This window comes from Nevskia sp., from assembly GCF_023266035.1.
In the GTDB taxonomy this organism is placed as follows: Bacteria; Pseudomonadota; Gammaproteobacteria; order Nevskiales; family Nevskiaceae; genus Nevskia.
This window is the reverse complement of record NZ_JAHFRY010000138.1, coordinates 1-12583: the sequence shown is the minus strand read 5'-3', so window position 1 is coordinate 12583 and position 12583 is coordinate 1. Positions and strand designations below refer to the sequence as shown.

Sequence of the window (12583 nt, the reverse complement as noted above, 5' to 3'; positions counted from 1 at the left end):
CCAGACCTTCCGATTCCGGATCGACACCGACCATCCATACCGGCTCCAGCACGCCGGAGCGCTTCAGCTTGTACAGCAGGTCCGTCCCGATGTTCCCAGGACCGATGATCGCGCAGCGGATTCTTTTCATGATTTGATCTCGGGTTCAGACGAAGCGCATAGCCACGGACCCGAGGTCCTGGAAGCGCACGGAGATGGCGTCACCGGCAGCGACGGGAATCGCTTCGGTCGCGCCACCGCTCATGATGAAAGTGCCGGCAGGAATCTCTTCGCCCCGGGCGGCCAGATGATTGGCGAGTGCGGCGATGGCGACGGCCGGATGGCCAAGAACGGCAGCACCTGCGGCCATCGCGACGATCTCGCCATTCTTCTCCATGACCAGACCGAGCGTGCGCAGGTCCAGGCCTTCGACGCTCCGGGCAACGCCGCCGACGACGAAGCGCGAAGCCGAGGTGTTGTCGGCAATCACGCTGGCGAGATCGAAGCGGAAGTTCTCGTAGCGCGAGTCGATGATCTCGACCGCCGGCACCACGAAATCGGTGGCTGCGAGCACGGCGCCGACATGGCAGCCGGGGCCGCGCAGTGCCTTCTTCAGCACGAACGCGATCTCCGCCTCGACCTTCGAATGGATCAGCTTGGCGGTATCGATCTCGCCGCCATCGGCGACGCTCATGTAATCGAAGATCACGCCGAAGACCGGCGTCTCCACGCCCATCTGTTTCATCTTGGTGCGCGAGGTCAGCCCGGCCTTCAGGCCGGCGATGCGATGACCGCGCGATTCCTTGCGAGCCCGGATCGCCGCCTGGATGGCATAGGCATCGTCCCAGTCGAGCTGCGGATGGGCGTCGGTGATCTTGGTGACGGCGGTGGCGCTCAGCTCGGCGTTTTCGAGATGGGCGGCGAGTTGCTGGATGCTGTTGTTATCGAGAGTCATGGCGAGCTCAGATGAAGCGCACCGAACAGCCACCGAGGCCGCCGACGCTGCAGGTGAAGGAATCGCCGGCGATGACCGGCATCAAGGGTGATTGCGAGCCGGACAGGATCACTTCGCCGGCCTTCAGCGGAATGCCGAGTGCACCCAGCGTGTTGGCCAGCCAGGCGACGGCGTTGACCGGCGAGCCCTGTACCGAGGCGCCCGCCGAAGTGCTCACGATGTCGCCGTTCTTCTCGACGACCATGCCGGCCACCGACAGATCGAAGCCACGCAAGGATCGCGGCGTGCCGCCGAGCACGAACACGCCGCAGGAGGCGTTGTCGGCAACGGTGTCCTGAATCTTGATCTTCCAGTCGCGGATGCGGCTGTCGACGATCTCGAAGCAGGGCAGCACGAAGTCGGTAGCGCGCAGCACGTCGGCCGCGGTGATGCCCGGGCCGTTCAGATCGGCTTTCAGGATGAAGGCCACTTCGGCTTCCGCCTTCGGAGCAATCAGCGTATCGACGGGGATCGGCTGGCCTTCGTGATAGACCATGGCCGAGGTCAGCTGACCGAAGTCCGGCTGATAGACCTTGAGCATGTCCTGCACCGCTTTCGAGGTGACGCCGATCTTCTTGCCGATGATCGTTTCACCGCTGGCCAGACGCCGCTCGATCATTCGCAGCTGGATGCGGTAAGCATCGTCAAGCGTGATTTCGGGCTGGCGTTCGGTGAGCGGTGCCACGGCACGGCGTGCGACCAGTGCCTCGTACAACTCGTCGCCGTACTGGCGAATGTCTTGTGGGTTCATGTCGATCTTGTCTATGCAGTGCAGGCCAGCCCTCAGGCGGCTTCCTGCAGGAAATTGGTGACCAGTCGCGCGAAGCGCGCCGAATGTTCGATCTGGGTCCAGTGGCCGCATTTGCCGAACACATGTAGCTGCGCGTTCGGGATCAGCTGGGCAAGCTTCAGCGACGTGGCAAGCGGAATCACCTGATCCTCACGGCCATGGATGACCAGGGTCTGGTGGGCAAGCTGGGCGATATCGGCTTCCGGGCTGGCCAGCGCATCGATCGAGCGTTGACGCGGCACAGGAAACATCGCCGAGAACGATTCCTGGAAGCCCGGGCGGATGCTGGCCTGATAGCGCAGCTGGGCCAGTTCGTCATTGACCAGGGAACGGTCGTAGGCGAACAGATCCATCATCCGGCGCATGCTTTCGAACGACGGCTGATAGCCCCAGACCGCATCGAGCGCCGGCGTCAGTTCGAAGTGCACGCCGGCAGCGCCCATCAGCACCAGTCGGCGCACGCGCTTTGGGTGGCGGATGGCAAGCGCCAGCGACAAGGCACCGCCGAAGGAATTGCCGACCAGATCGACCTGCGGAAGCTTGAGCGCATCGAGCAGGCCGATCGCATGACTCACCCAGTGATCCAGCGTGTATTGGTGATCGACCGGACGATCGGTGAAGCCGAAGCCGACCATGTCCGGCGCGATGACGCGACGCGTCTCGGCGAACTTCGGCATCACCAGCCGCCAGTTCGCGAAGGCACTGACACCAGGGCCGGAGCCGTGGATCAGCAGCAGCGGCACGCCTGGCGCGCTGCTGTTGAGGTCGTGATAGTTGGTGCGGATGCCGGCGGCGACGATGCTCAGGCCGACTTCCGGATTGCTGTTGGCAGTCATGGCGTTCTCAGGCGTACTTGATGCAGACGTTGCGCAGCTCGGTGTAGAACTCGAGCGAGTGCACGCCGCCTTCACGGCCGATGCCGGACTGCTTGCTGCCGCCGAAGGGCGTTCTCAGATCGCGCAGGAACCAGCTGTTGATCCAGCACAGGCCGACGTCGATCTGACCGGCCATGCGATGCGCGCGCCCCAGGTTCTGCGTCCACACCGTGGTGCACAGGCCATAGGGCGTGTCGTTGGCCAGCGCCACGACTTCGTCCTCGCTGTCGAACGGGGCGATATGGCAACAGGGCCCGAAGATTTCCTCGCGGACCACACTCGCGGTTTCCGGCAGGCCGGTCCAGATCGTCGGCTGCACCCAGGCGCCGTTGGCGAGTTCGCCCGCCATGTCCGGCACGCCGCCACCGGTGACGACGGTCGCGCCTTCGGCCTTGGCCTTGGCGTAGTACGACAGCACCTTGCTGCGATGCTCCTGGGAGATCAGCGGACCGATGCCGGTGGCCTTGTCACTGGGCACGCCGGGCTTCATCGCTTCGGCGCGGACTTTCAAGGCGGCGACGAACTTGTCGAAGATCGGCCGCTCGACATAGACGCGCTCGGTGCCGAGGCAGACCTGGCCGCAGTTGACGAACGAAGACCGGGCGATGCCGTCAATGGCGGCGTCGAAATCGGCGTCGGCGAAGACGATGCCGGCGTTCTTGCCGCCCAGCTCGAACGACACTGGCCGCAGGCCTTTGGACGCTGCGCCCATGATCGCCTGACCGGTGCGGGTTTCGCCGGTGAAAGTGATCGCGTCGATATCGCGATGCGAAGTCAGGAACTCACCGGCAGAGTCCGGACCGAGGCCGTGGACGACGTTGTAGACACCTTTCGGAATGCCGACCTTGTTCATCACTTCGGCGAGCAGGGTCGCTGTCGCTGGCGTTTCCTCGGACGGCTTGACCACCACCGTATTGCCGCAGGCCAGCGCCGGGCCCACCTTCCAGGTCATCAACAGCAGCGGCAGGTTCCAGGGGCAGACCACGGCGATCACGCCGCGCGGCTTGCGGATCGCGTAATTCAGCGCTTCTCCGCCGTCGGGCGTCGCCATCTCGAAGGCTTCGGTCGGCACGTTCTTGATGACGTCGGCGAAGATCTTGAAGTTCGCCGCACCACGCGGGATATCAATGTGCGACGCGAGGCTGATCGGCTTGCCGGTATCGGCGACTTCGGCGGCGAGGAAGTCATCGAACCGGCGATTGATCTCGTCGGCCACCGCGTGCAGCAGCTCGGCGCGCCGGGTCACCGGCATCTTGCCCCACGGGCCTTTCAGCGCTGCACGGGCCGAAGCGACTGCCGCTTCGACCTCCGCGCGGCCGCCTTCGCTGACCAGGCCGATCAGCGAATTGTCGATCGGGTTCCGGTTCTCGAAAGTCTTGCCACTGTCCGACGCCACGAAGGCGCCACCGATGAAATGCAGGAATTGCTTCACAGTCAGTCTCGCTCACGCATCGTTCATGAATCTTGTTGTTATCGCCACCCTTCCTTGCGCGGCCTCAGGTCACCACCGACAGGAAGGCTTCGTTGAGCTTGCGGTCGTGATAGAAAATCGCGCGGCCCAGTTCGTCGTCGGTCCAGGTCAGCACCGGGCGATCCGGATAACTGATGTAGCCGCCGGAGAACACTTCGTTGCGGTTGCCGCTCGGGTCGAAGAAATAGATGGTTTCGCCGCGCGTGATGCCGTGGCGCGTCGGGCCGATGTCCAGCGACACACGGTTGCGGCTGATCAGGTCCGCGGCCTTCAGCACTTCGCCCCAGTTGTCGAGCAGGAACGAGGCGTGGTGGAACTTGCCCTTGCAGGGCTGCCGGATGAAGGCGACATCGTGCGGCTTGTTCGAGCAGGTCATGAACGCGCTGATCACCAGCTTGTCCGGACCGGCGATCACCTGTTCGGTGAGTGTGAAGCCGAGGATCTCGATGAACAGCTTCATCGTGTTGTCGAGGTCATCGCCGTACAGCAGGCAATGGTCGAAGCGACTCGGCGACATGCCTTTCAGGCCATCCGGATAGATCTCCGGATTGAGCGTCGGCATGCCGTTGCCGACCTTTCCCTTCTCGGCATACAGCTCCATGACATGACCGGTGGACGTGGTGAAACGGAATCGACGGCCGGTCTGCGGATGCTCGCCGGCGGCGACCCAGCTCAGATCGCTGGCAAGGCCCGACTCTTCGATGTCCTTGGCGAACTTCTCCAGCGTCGCGTTGGAATCGACACGCCAGCCCATGTAGTCCATGCCGGCGGAATCCGCTTCGCGCAGCACCACGCTGTGGTGATCGTGCTCATCCCAGGCTTTCAGGAACACCCGGCCCTTGTCGTCGCGGGCGGTTTCCAGCAAACCCATCACCTGGGTGTAGTGATGGATCGATGCTTCCATGTCCAGTACCCGCAGGGCCACATGCCCCGGGCGCAGCACGCCAGTCAAAGCCATTTCAGTTCCTCCAACTCATATCGAATGCCGGCGATTTGCCGGCGGTGACGGAATCTCCACCCTGTGATGGGCTCGGTCCCGCCTTCGTGAATGCCCTGCCCATCTTCCCGACGACGCGGATATCGAGATCCGTGTCCGGGTACAGCCGGCAGGCCAGTGCGTAGCCTTGCGTCTCCTCCGTGCTGCTGACGCAGTCACGGCTCATCTTTCTCGTGTGGTAACTGCCGGCGACCACCTGCACCTTGCAGACGCCGCAGCCGCCGCCTCTGCAGCCCACCGGAATGCCTCGGCGGCCGAGGCGCTCCATGCCGCACAGCAGGTGCTCGTCGCCGCGAACCTCGAAGCTGGCGTTCTCCGGTGCAAGCAGGCCATCGGCGAGTCCGACGATGCGAATGCGATGGCTCATCCAGACGTCCTCACGCCGATTGCCTGTGCCGACCAGCGAGTCAGCGATTGCATCGCATTGCTCATTCAAAGCGACCGGAACAAGGGACTGCGCGCCAGTGCGTTGGCGCCGTCGGCCGAGGTCAGGAACTTCTCGGTGTAGATGTCGCGCTCGAACAATCGCCCCTGCATCAGGCTGCGGATGCAGGCCTCGATCATCACCGGCGGCCCGCACAGATAGGCGCGATGACCGCGAAAGTCGTTGCCGAAGTGGGCGACCGCTGCGTCATGGACGAAGCCTCGGGCACCGGTCCAGTTGCAGGTCTCGGTCGGCTCGTTCAAGGCCGGCAGGTAGTGAAAGTTCGGATGCTGGCTGGCGAGCACGCGGAACTCATCGTCGTAGTACAGCTCGGCACGATTGCGGGCCCCGTAGACCAGCGTGATGTCGCGCTGCTCGCCGCTGGCCAGCAGGTCGAGAATCATCGACCGTGGACTCGATAACCCAGAGCCACCGGCCATGAAGATCAGCGGCTGCGGGTCCGACAGGCGCACGAAGAAGCGTCCGAGCGGCCCGGTGAAGCGGATCGTGTCGCCCTGCTTCAACACATCGTGCAGATAGGTGGTGCCCTGACCGTTCGGCACCCGGCGCACGTTCAGTTCCACCAGGGTCGGATCGTCCGGCCGGCTGGCCAGGGAGAACGCACGCGGCTGATCGAGCCCGGGAATCTGCACCTGCACGTACTGCCCGGCCTGGAAGGCGATGCCGGCGCCGGGCAGACGAATGCGGATGCCCTTGATCGTCGGCGACAGGGCAACGATCTCCTCGACCACGCCTTCGAAGTCCTGCACCGGGTAGTGGCGTGCGTCCGGATCTTCGTCGACATCGGCCTCGATGGTCACATCGGAGGTGACGGTGGCGCAGCAGGCCAGCGCCTTGCGTTCCTCGCGCTCGAAATCCATCAAGGCGAAGGGCGAGGCGTTGCCATGCTCGTAATCGCCGTCGACGACCTGCACCTTGCAGGTGGCGCACAGGCCATGACAGCAGGCATGAGGCAGCCAGACACCCGCGCGCAGACAGGCGTCGAGAATCGTCTGACCCTCCTCCGCTTCCACGGTGTGGCCGAGCGGCTCGATGGTGATCTGGTAGCTCATCTGGCTTATGTGCAGGAGCCCTTGATGCCGGTCAGTCCCGGCGTGCGGAAGCGCAGGCTCGCCTTGTGGCCGAGGCCGTTGGCAGCCAGCGACTGGGCGGGATCCGGCGTGAAGCGCTCGCCGGACCGGAACCATTCGACCTCGTCCCAGTTGATCCTTCCGGTGTCCGGATGGGCCGGGTACAGGCTCGGGATCACCGCTGTGGTGAGCGCTCCGAACGGAGTCGATCCTTCGATCGGAATGCACAGCGGCGCGCAGTACATCAGGTGGTCTTCCCAGCCGATGTACAGCAGCTGCTTGCCGTGGAAGTTCTCCACACGGTCCTTCATGTCCCCGCTGTAGCCGGGCTTCAGTGCGACAACGCTCATGTCCTGTCTCCCCTGCTTATTCGGAAACGGCCGGCTTGCCGGTCCAGGCTTTCCAGTTCTTCGCATCCGGCGAACCGAGGTATTCGCCACCGTCCTCGCCAACGTGGAAGCCGTAGTACTGCAGCACCTCGGCCAGCGGATCGAAGCCGGGCGCGGTCGGATCGGTGCCCGGGCGGAAACAGTTGCCCTGGTAGATCTGGTGTACCGGCAGCCAGCTATGGATGTACTTCTCCGGCTCGTTGTCGAAGATGTCCTTGCAGCCATCCGAGCAGAAGTGGAATTTCTCGTCGCGATAGGTCGTTTCGCGGTAGCAGATCTTGGTCGGGTCGTCCGGCTCGGTGAAGAACATCGGGATCTGGCAGAGCTGGCAGAGCATCGGCAATGTCCCGTTGTAGAAGCGCTCGCCCTTGGCCTGCTGCTCGCGCCAGTGCTCGAAACGCGGACGGTAGAGCTTGTCGAAGGTGGTCGGATACTTCTCCGACAGCCATTTCATTTCGCTCTCTTCCGGCACCCAGGTGTGGAAGGCGGCGGCGTGCGTGTAGTTGTAGAACGTCGCCCAGGTCTCGTGGCTCAAGCGATGCTTTTCCATCGACGCGACCTCGTGATACTTCGGCATGCGGATGCCGTAGCGAGTCAGATCGTTGAACAGGGCGCCGCCGTTCTGCTCGAAGTACATCTCCCAGGCCTCGGCCCAGGACATCACGCGCTTCGGCAGCATGTAATCCATCATCATCGACACCAGGGCCAGCAGGCGATAGCCACGCCAGAACCACTTGTCGAGCCACTTCTGGACGATCGGCACATTGCCCGGGTCCTGCTCGAGGATGAACTTGACGACTTCGAGCCCGAGCGTCATGTGCCGCGATTCATCGCTCTGCGCCGAGAAGCCGAAGGTCACCGTCGCCATATCGCCGTTGTAGGCGGCGCCGCTCATGAAGGGCATGAACAGCAGGTTGGTCAGCACGTACTCGAACGAGAACGAGATCGCGGTGACGAACTCGAACGGCCCGGCGCTCATCGCATCCTCGAAGTAGGACTTCGGCACGCTCAGGTACCACACGCGATCATGCATGTGCGTGTAGTCGTGAAGACCGTTGAAGAACTTGTTGTAGTGGCTGATCGTGTGCGCCTGCGTCTGCGCGTGACGCAGCTCGTCGATCGCCTGCATCTGCGCCGCGATCCGGGCACTGGTTCCGCGGAAGTTCCGGCCGGCCATCGCGAAGCCGCGATGGGCCGCATACTCCAGCGGGCTGACGCCGGTCAGGAACAGCTTGAGGGTGTTGATGTAGCGAGCATCGGTGACATTGAACTGGCCGTTGTTCTGCTGGAAGGCATCGACGATCGCGTAGAGCTTCTTCTCCTTCTCGCCCTGGTACTTCCAGTAAGCGTCCATGGTCAGACGGAACGGGTCTTCCCATTTGTCCCAGTCATGGATCTTGATGCCTTCGAACTTGTCCTGCGGAAACACCTTGTCCATCGGCTGATAGCTGGTGTCCCAGCCGAGTCCGCGCGTCAGATGGCTGTAGTTTTCCTTCAGGCTGAGCTTCTTCGCAGGCTTCTGCGGATTGGTGGGCATGTTCATCGGTCAATTCCTCAGTCTGTTCAATGCTGGTTCCAGTACAGGACGAACTCGTCGTCCGACTCTTCGATGTTTCCGGATAGCGAAATCAGGTTCAGATTCAGCTCGCGCAGGTCGTAGGCGCGGCCGATCAGGTCTTCGATCGTTTCGCGGCGGATGACCAGGCGGCCCGGCATTTCGATCTTCACCATCGCCGGATAGCGGATGACGATGGCCTCCCTGTTGTCGGCCTCGATCGCTTCGACGATCGAACGGGTTTCGTCATTGGTCTGAAAGGCGATGAACACCTTGTCCTTGGCGATGGCATTCATCAGGCAGCCGCCTTCGCTTTCAGGCCAAGCTTGGTCAGCCGGTTGTCGAGTACCGCTTCGACGCTGCTCACTTCGTCATCGGCAGCGTCGACGAACACCGCCGCGGCATACGGCGCCAGCGCTTCGCGGGCGGCAAGGCGCCAGTCGGCGATCCATTGCTGAACGAGTTCGGCATTTGCCGGCGATTCGCCGACGGCGGTCTTGATCGTGGCGTCGACCCAGCGCGAGGTTTCGTCGAACCAGTTGTTGCTGAACTCGGTGACCAGACTCAGCGCGGGACCATGGGCCTTGGCAAAGCCTTGCTCGAAGTTCTGGAATATCAGGGGCTGCAGCAGGCCATCGAGCACCAGGTTCTGAGCGACGAACAGCTCGAACCAGTCCTCGCAGACCATCATGTTCTCGATCAGGCGGCGGATGCCCTGCCAGGCCGGATCTTCGAGCCACAGACGCTTGCCCTCGGCCAGCGAGTCGCCGCTGTTGCCGTCCAGCGACAGGCCGATACGACTCAGGTACTGGGCCAGGCCGAGGCGGTCCATCGAATGGAACATCGTCGCCTGGGTGATCGCCACGCCGAAGCCGTAGGCGGTCATGTAGCAGTTGTTGGTGTTCGCCCCCCATTCGGCGTGACGCAAGGGCACTAGCGTGAAGATCAGCTTGGCGCGCAGCGCTTCCGGCAGATCACGCAGCAGGCCGCGCTTGTCGACGAACTCCAGATTCCGCTCCATCGTCTCCTGCTGGCGCGAGCGGGCGATGGTGTAGGTGCCGTAGTAGAACTGGCGCGGGTCCTTGAACGTGTACCAGTCGCGCATCACCAGCTTGGTTCGGCGGACGTCGTACACCTCCATTTCCGGTTGCCACAGCGGCCGGTAGTGGAAGTTGACCATCGGCTGCATACCGATCGTTGCCTCCTGATAGCGCGACGCCGGCTTGTCGCCGCCGAGCTGCCGCGCGACGTGCGAGAAGGTCTGGCGTATCTGCGTGACCGCGGTGGTCTTGATATCGACGTTCATCAATCCTGCTCCCGTTCGTTGTTCATTCCAGGCTGGCCGTAACGCCACTTGGATCGTTCGTGGTCGACTGCGTCTTCCTGCTCGCGGGTCAGGTAGGTGACCGCGTTCTCTCGGCAGAAAGTGTTGTAGGCATGCAGCGGCAAGGTGAGTTCGATCCACAGCTCCGGATCGCCGATCGCGAAATCGAACAGCACATAGTCGTTCTGGTTCAGCTCGCGGAACCGCACGTAGCGACGATGAACGTCGAACCTCGAATCCGACGCGCGCAAGGGGTCAAGGGACGACCCACGAAATGACTGAAGTGCCACGGCTCTCCTCCGCAATCGAGTCCTGACCGATCGGCGCCAGGCCTTTGCCTTCGCATCGCTCGTCGATCCGGATGTTTGTTATCAAGCTCTATTGCACCGGTTGTGCCATGCCGCGGGGATCGCAGCGCAACAACTTGGCAAGTGCTTCAGCTGAATGGAATTATCGATTTCAGATCGCGCCTGGACTCCACTCTTCTTCAGTCTTTTCAGCGCGGCGATTTCATAAATTGATTCAATCCGGGAGGCTGGGTTTGCGGGGCTTTGATGAAAATCCGCAAACGCATCGATGCCGCGAACAAGACGCCAGACAAAGCGCTCGCAGATGCAGAAGAATCCGCCCACACTGCCGCACGGTCGGTCGTTCATCGCGACTGCACCGGCATCAGAATGACTCGCGCATGAGCGCGGGCATGTCACGAGGAGCTTTTCCGATGACTGTCGAAACCAACGGCCGGCCACGATGCGAGCAGGCCTGGACGCCGAGCAGCGCCGGTGTCGATGCCCAGCGCCTGCCGGACATGGCCGACTTGATGGCGCGCCTGCACTTCGTGCCCGGCGACGGCCGCATCTGGCTCGATGATCAGCGCATGCAGCTGATCCATACCTCGGCGATGGGCGTGCTGCGCCGCGAACTGATCGAGGGCCTCGGCATCGAGCGGGCCCGTGGCCTTCTGACCCGCATGGGCTACAACTCGGGCTCCCACGACGCCCACCTGGCTCGCAAGCTGCGCCCCAATGCGCCTTTGCACGACATGTTCGTGGTCGGCCCTCAGCTGCATGCGCTGGAAGGCATCGTGCTGGTCGAGCCGGTATCGATGGAGATCGATATCGAGCGCGGCCATTACCGCGGCGAGTTCATCTGGCGTGGTTCCTCGGAAGCGGAGGAGCATGTCCGCACCTATGGCATCAGCGCCGAATCTGCCTGCTGGAGCCAGATCGGTTACGCGAGCGGCTACACCAGCGTGTTCGTCGGCCGGCCGATCCTGTTCCGCGAAGTCGAGTGCCGGGCGATGGGCCACGCCCACTGCCGCATCATCGGCAAGCCGGTGGAAGCCTGGGAGGATGCCGAGGTCGACGCCAGCTTTCTGCAGGCGGAACAGTTCACGCGCGGGCTGTCCGCGACCAGCCGCCCGCCGGTCGGCGAAGCGCCCAACGCCGAGACCGCGGCGATGTTCGCCGATGGTGACATCGTCGGCGTATCGACTGGCTTCAACGCGGTCTGCCACATGCTGCGCTGTGTCGCCGACACCGATGCGACGGTGCTGTTCCTAGGCGAAAGCGGCGTCGGCAAAGAAGTGTTCGCCCGCACGCTACACCGGATCAGTGCCAGAGCCGACAAGGTGTTCATCGCAGTGAACTGCGCGGCGATTCCGGAAACGCTGATCGAATCGGAACTGTTCGGTGTCGAGCGCGGCGCTTATACCGGTGCTACCTCGGCCCGCGAAGGCCGCTTCGAGCGCGCCAATCGCGGCACGCTGTTTCTCGATGAGATCGGCACGCTGAGCCTGACCTCGCAAGGCAAGCTGCTGCGTGCGCTGCAGGAGGGCGAGATCGAGAGAGTCGGCGACAGTCATACGCGCAAGGTCGATGTCCGTGTCGTGGCAGCGACGAATCTCGATCTGAGAGCCGAAGTCCGCGCCGGGCGCTTCCGCGAGGATCTCTACTTCCGCCTCAACGTGTTCCCGATCAAGGTGCCACCGCTCCGGGAACGCCGCGAGGACATTCCGGTGCTGATGAATCACTTCCTGCAGAAGTTCACCCGTCGCCATCGCCGGGACGTGACCGGCTTCACCGCACGCGCGATCGATGCGCTGCTCAGCTACGAGCTGCCGGGCAACATCCGCGAACTGGAAAACATGATCGAGCGCGGCGTGATCCTCGCTCGCCCCGGCGGTGCCATCGACGTCAGCCATCTGTTCACGGCTGGCGAGCGTTGGGACAGCCCCACCTGGGGCCTGAGCCGCGATGGCCGCGTCGCCACCAGCGGTCGGCTCGATGATCTCGACGAGAACGCGGCCGGAAGCCTCGGCAATCCGCTCAAGGCGATCACCGATCGCATAGAACGCCTGATGTCCGGCCAGGGCTTGGCCGACGGCGGCTCGCTGGACGAGATCGAAGCGGAGTTGGAGAACACCTTGCTGCAGCACGCCATCGAGAAAGCCAAGGGCAATCTGTCTGCTGCCGCGCGTTTGCTTGGCATCACCCGGGCGAGGCTGGTCTACCGGCTCAACCAGCGCGGGCTCGCTGCCTCGCTCTGAATGGCCCGTTCGTTCGGATCGATGGCTGCGTTCGGCTCCGTTCCCATCCACAGAAAAAATCAGCAGACGCTGCTGCACGGACGCAGCGTCTGCCGTGGCCGACCCGGCCAACGCCGCCAGGACGGATACTGGCGGTCAAAACACCA

At 63.2% G+C, this 12583-nt stretch carries 14 protein-coding genes and 1 pseudogene; 1 reads left to right on the top strand and 14 read right to left on the bottom strand.

All coding sequences use genetic code 11. The annotated features are described in order from the left end of the window. The 14 genes and pseudogenes from Q0D45_RS18000 to Q0D45_RS17935 all read right to left on the bottom strand — a co-directional run. Positions 1–130, bottom strand: a pseudogene (locus Q0D45_RS18000) (acetaldehyde dehydrogenase (acetylating)); the annotation flags it as partial. 15 nt (positions 131–145) lie between these two features. Further along, positions 146–934 (bottom strand): 2-oxo-3-hexenedioate decarboxylase, encoded by a 789-nt coding sequence (dmpH, locus tag Q0D45_RS17995; RefSeq protein ID WP_293396027.1) that lies wholly within the window; start codon positions 932–934, stop codon positions 146–148. Between the two features lie 7 nt (positions 935–941). Next, on the bottom strand, positions 942–1724 hold the full coding sequence (gene dmpE / locus Q0D45_RS17990; RefSeq protein WP_293396024.1) for a 2-oxopent-4-enoate hydratase: 783 nt from the start codon (positions 1722–1724) through the stop codon (positions 942–944). A 32-nt stretch (positions 1725–1756) separates the two neighbouring features. Further along, positions 1757–2599: an alpha/beta hydrolase gene (locus Q0D45_RS17985; RefSeq protein WP_293396021.1), complete on the bottom strand. Its 843-nt coding sequence runs from the start codon at positions 2597–2599 to the stop codon at positions 1757–1759. Between the two features lie 7 nt (positions 2600–2606). Next, positions 2607–4070, bottom strand: a complete 1464-nt coding sequence (locus tag Q0D45_RS17980; protein WP_293396018.1) for a 2-hydroxymuconic semialdehyde dehydrogenase — start codon at positions 4068–4070, stop codon at positions 2607–2609. Between the two features lie 64 nt (positions 4071–4134). Next, positions 4135–5067: a catechol 2,3-dioxygenase gene (locus Q0D45_RS17975; protein ID WP_293396015.1), complete on the bottom strand. Its 933-nt coding sequence runs from the start codon at positions 5065–5067 to the stop codon at positions 4135–4137. 1 nt (position 5068) lies between these two features. Next, on the bottom strand, positions 5069–5473 hold the full coding sequence (locus Q0D45_RS17970) for a 2Fe-2S iron-sulfur cluster-binding protein (RefSeq protein ID WP_293396012.1): 405 nt from the start codon (positions 5471–5473) through the stop codon (positions 5069–5071). Positions 5474–5538: 65 nt separating this feature from the next. Beyond that, entirely contained in the window at positions 5539–6603 is a 1065-nt protein-coding gene (locus Q0D45_RS17965) for a phenol 2-monooxygenase domain-containing protein (RefSeq protein ID WP_293396010.1), read from the bottom strand. Between the two features lie 5 nt (positions 6604–6608). Further along, a complete protein-coding gene (locus tag Q0D45_RS17960) occupies positions 6609–6971 on the bottom strand; it encodes a phenol hydroxylase subunit P4 (RefSeq protein WP_293396007.1) in 363 nt (120 codons plus the stop codon). A gap of 16 nt (positions 6972–6987) precedes the next feature. After that, complete coding sequence (locus Q0D45_RS17955) at positions 6988–8553, bottom strand: aromatic/alkene/methane monooxygenase hydroxylase/oxygenase subunit alpha (protein ID WP_293396005.1); 1566 nt, start codon at positions 8551–8553, stop codon at positions 6988–6990. A 20-nt stretch (positions 8554–8573) separates the two neighbouring features. Beyond that, positions 8574–8861, bottom strand: a complete 288-nt coding sequence (locus tag Q0D45_RS17950) for an MmoB/DmpM family protein (RefSeq protein ID WP_293396002.1) — start codon at positions 8859–8861, stop codon at positions 8574–8576. After that, on the bottom strand, positions 8861–9871 hold the full coding sequence (locus Q0D45_RS17945) for an aromatic/alkene monooxygenase hydroxylase subunit beta (RefSeq protein WP_293395999.1): 1011 nt from the start codon (positions 9869–9871) through the stop codon (positions 8861–8863). The genes Q0D45_RS17950 and Q0D45_RS17945 overlap by 1 nt, the downstream gene beginning before the upstream one ends. Next, positions 9871–10140 (bottom strand): phenol hydroxylase subunit, encoded by a 270-nt coding sequence (locus tag Q0D45_RS17940; RefSeq protein WP_293395996.1) that lies wholly within the window; start codon positions 10138–10140, stop codon positions 9871–9873. The genes Q0D45_RS17945 and Q0D45_RS17940 overlap by 1 nt, the downstream gene beginning before the upstream one ends. 120 nt (positions 10141–10260) lie before the next feature. Continuing rightward, positions 10261–10545, bottom strand: coding sequence for a hypothetical protein (locus Q0D45_RS17935; protein ID WP_293395993.1), 285 nt, complete (start codon positions 10543–10545; stop codon positions 10261–10263). Between the two features lie 152 nt (positions 10546–10697). Between Q0D45_RS17935 and Q0D45_RS17930 the strand changes: the two genes are divergently transcribed. Further along, entirely contained in the window at positions 10698–12437 is a 1740-nt protein-coding gene (locus Q0D45_RS17930; RefSeq protein ID WP_366946493.1) for a sigma-54-dependent Fis family transcriptional regulator, read from the top strand. Positions 12438–12583 lie beyond the last annotated feature (146 nt).